The organism is Terriglobia bacterium (assembly GCA_036496425.1).
GTDB lineage: Bacteria > Acidobacteriota > Terriglobia > 20CM-2-55-15 > 20CM-2-55-15 > 20CM-2-55-15.
Map to the genome: position 1 here is coordinate 1 of DASXLG010000037.1, position 3,203 is coordinate 3,203.

At 57.2% G+C, this 3,203-nt stretch carries 3 protein-coding genes; 2 read left to right on the forward strand and 1 reads right to left on the reverse strand.

What is annotated here, in order from left to right; translation table 11 throughout:
• Nucleotides 1–51: 51 nt before the first annotated feature.
• The gene (gene dapF, locus VGK48_02695) at nt 52–843 is read left to right on the forward strand and encodes a diaminopimelate epimerase (GenBank protein HEY2380069.1); all 792 of its coding nucleotides are present in this window, start codon (nt 52–54) and stop codon (nt 841–843) included.
• 13 nt (nt 844–856) lie between these two features.
• A complete protein-coding gene (locus VGK48_02700) occupies nt 857–2,170 on the forward strand; it encodes a nucleotide sugar dehydrogenase (protein HEY2380070.1) in 1,314 nt (437 codons plus the stop codon).
• Here VGK48_02700 and VGK48_02705 read toward each other — a convergent pair.
• The coding region (locus VGK48_02705; protein HEY2380071.1) for a sigma-54 dependent transcriptional regulator at nt 2,165–3,203 on the reverse strand (1,039 nt) is incomplete at its 5' end. The two genes, VGK48_02700 and VGK48_02705, sit on opposite strands and share 6 nt — an antisense overlap.

The window sequence follows — 3,203 nt, forward strand, 5'->3', positions numbered from 1 at the left end:
GGCGTGGAAGTTTGAAGTGAAGGGCGCTCCGGCGCTCGAAATTTATAAGCGATGAATATTCCATTTACCAAACTGCACGGAGCGGAGAACGATTTTCTGCTGACCTGGGGAGAAAAGGTCGCGGACGAAAACCTGCAGGACATGGCGCGACGCATCTGTGCGCGTGCGACCGGTATCGGCGGTGACGGTTGGATGCTGGTATGGCGCGACGGAGCCGGCCTGCGGACGCGGCTTTTCAATTCCGACGGGAGCGAAGCTGAAATTTCGGGCAATGGGACACGTTGCGCGGCGGCCTTCGGCCTCGTCCACGGTCTAAACGGACCGGAGATCGCTATCACCACCGGAGCCGGACGAAAGACGCTGCGGCTTATTTCCCAACACGGTCGTGAGTTCGTGTTTGAGATGGACATGGGCCTGCCGTATGAAGAAGAACGGTACGCGACGCTCGAGTTGGCCGGGAGAACCTGGCAAGCAACGATTCTGAATGTGGGAAATCCGCAGTGCGCGCTTTTTGTCGATGAGATACCCGAGGATTGGCGGGAGGTAGCGCGCCAAGCGGAAGCCCATTCGCGATTTCCGCATCGAACGAACGTCTCGGTAGTGAAAGTGGCGGCACGCCACGTCATAGAAACCTTGTTTTTTGAGCGGGGTGCGGGTGAAACAAGAAGTTCCGGGACAGGTTCTACTGGAGCGGCCGTCGCGGCCATTTTGCGGGGTAAGGTGGAGAGTCCTGTAGAGATAAGAACCCCGGCCGGGGCGCTCAATTTACGTTGGGATGATAGTGTTTACCTAACGGGCCCGGCCGAACTCGTCGGTGAAGGTAACTACTTTGTCGATTTCTGAAAATATCGATCGAATGGCGGAGCCGCAAGTGGCCGCCGAGCTTAAGAAGCGAATTGCCAATAGAACAGCCCGCGTCGGTGTCCTTGGCTTGGGATACGTAGGATTGCCACTGGCGGTTGAATTTGCTCGCGCCGGCTTCGACGTAACCGGGATTGATGTACAGAAGTCGAAGGTCGATCAGTTCAACGGCGGGCATTCCTACATAAAAGACGTCAAAGATAATGTATTCGAACCGTTGGTGCGGAGTGGCAAGCTGCGCGCGACAAGCGATTTTTCGGTGATCCGCGACTTGGACACGGTTGACATTTGTGTCCCAACCCCGCTGCGCAAGACAAAAGATCCGGACATGAGCTACGTTGTTTCGGCAACGGATGCGATTGCCGAATACATCCATCCGGGTCTGCTGGTCATGCTCGAATCCACTACCTATCCCGGCACGACGGATGAATTGCTCCTGCCCAAGCTGGCAAACTCGGGCCTCGAGGTTGGCAAGGACTTTTTTCTATGCTTCTCGCCGGAGCGCGTGGATCCCGGCAATCCCAAATTCCAAACCTCGAACATTCCCAAGGTGGTTGGCGGGATTACGGCGGCATGCACGGAAATTGGTGCGCTGTTTTACGCTCAGGCGCTCGATAAGGTGGTTCCGGTCAGCTCGACGCGCGTTGCCGAGATGGTCAAGCTGCTCGAAAATACTTTCCGCATGATCAACATCGGCCTGGCGAATGAGATGGCGCTGATGTGTTCGCGCATGAATATCGACGTGTGGGAAGTCATTGACGCGGCGGCGACCAAGCCCTTTGGCTTTATGCCCTTTTATCCGGGGCCGGGACTGGGCGGGCATTGCATTCCGATCGATCCTTTCTACTTGTCTTGGAAGAGTAAGGAAGCCGGAATTGAAGCGCGGTTCATTGAACTCGCCGGTTATATCAACGGCCGGATGCCGGAATTCGTTGTGGAGAAGATTCAGAACGCGCTCAACGATTTTGCCAAGTCCGTGCGCGGCTCGCATGTGCACGTGCTGGGGATTGCTTATAAGCGGAATATTGACGATGTGCGCGAATCGCCCGCGCTGGATATCATGCTGCTGCTCGAGCGGCTGGGCGCTCGAGTGACATTCTCCGATCCGTACGTGCGCCGTATCCAGACCAACAGCGGTTACCTGGACGCGCAAGAGACGCTCGCGTCGGTTGAGGCGGCGGATTGCGTAGTGATCGTAACCGATCACAGCGCCGTCGACTACACGGGTGTGGTGGAGCGCAGCAAACTGATTGTCGATACCCGGAATGCTCTAAAAGGATTCCGATCGCCCAAAATCGTTCGGCTATGAGTCGCCGTCCTCCGGCGCTTCGCTTTCCAGCCCCATTTGCGATAGACGGTAGCGCAAGGCGTTTCGAGTAAGCCCCAGCGAGCGGGCAGCTTGGCTCTTGTTTCCGTTGGCCCTCCGTAAGGCCTCGCGGATCATCATCTGTTCCCAGTGTTCCAGCGTCTCGCCCTCGGGCAGCAGCGGCACTTGTTGCGATGCGGCAGACGCTGTGGACCCACGCGGGGCTTCAATACGAATGTCGGCTGCTTCGAGCGTTTCGCCGCCGGCGAGAACAAGGCTGCGCTCAATCGTATTTTCCAGTTCCCGCACGTTGCCCGGCCACGCGTGTTCGAGCAATCGATCGATCGCGCCCGGAGCGATCTCTTTCGCGGAGCTACCTAATTCTTTCGAGAGCTTTTTTACAAAATGGATCGCGAGGAACGGAATATCGCCCTTACGCTCGCGTAACGCCGGAATATTGATGGGGACCACGTTCAGCCGGTAATACAGATCCTCACGGAAACGCCCCTGCTCGAGCGCCTCGCGAAGATCGACGTTGGTCGCGGCAACCACCCGTACATCGACGTTGCGCGTGGTGTTCGATCCTAAGCGTTCGAACTGCCGTTCCTGCAGAATGCGCAGCAGCTTGACCTGTATATTGCCGGGTACATCGCCGATTTCATCGAGAAAAACGGTTCCTTGATCGGCCTGCTCGAACTTGCCGGGCTTGGTCGCGTTCGCGCCGGTAAAGGCTCCTTTTTCGTAGCCGAACAGTTCGCTCTCCATCAGATTTTCGGGGATGGCGGTGCAGTTGATCTTTACGAAGGCATGATTCTTGCGGGGCGAGTGATGATGGATCGCGCGGGCAATCATGTCCTTGCCAACACCGCTCTCTCCGGCAAGCAATACCGTGGCGCGCGTGGGAGCGACGCGTTCCACCGTTTGAAAGATTTCGCGCATCCCGGCGCTGCGGCCGACGATGTTATCGAATTGATAACGATCGTCCAGTTCCTCGCGCATGCGCCGGTTTTCATCGCGCAGCGACTGAACGGCCATC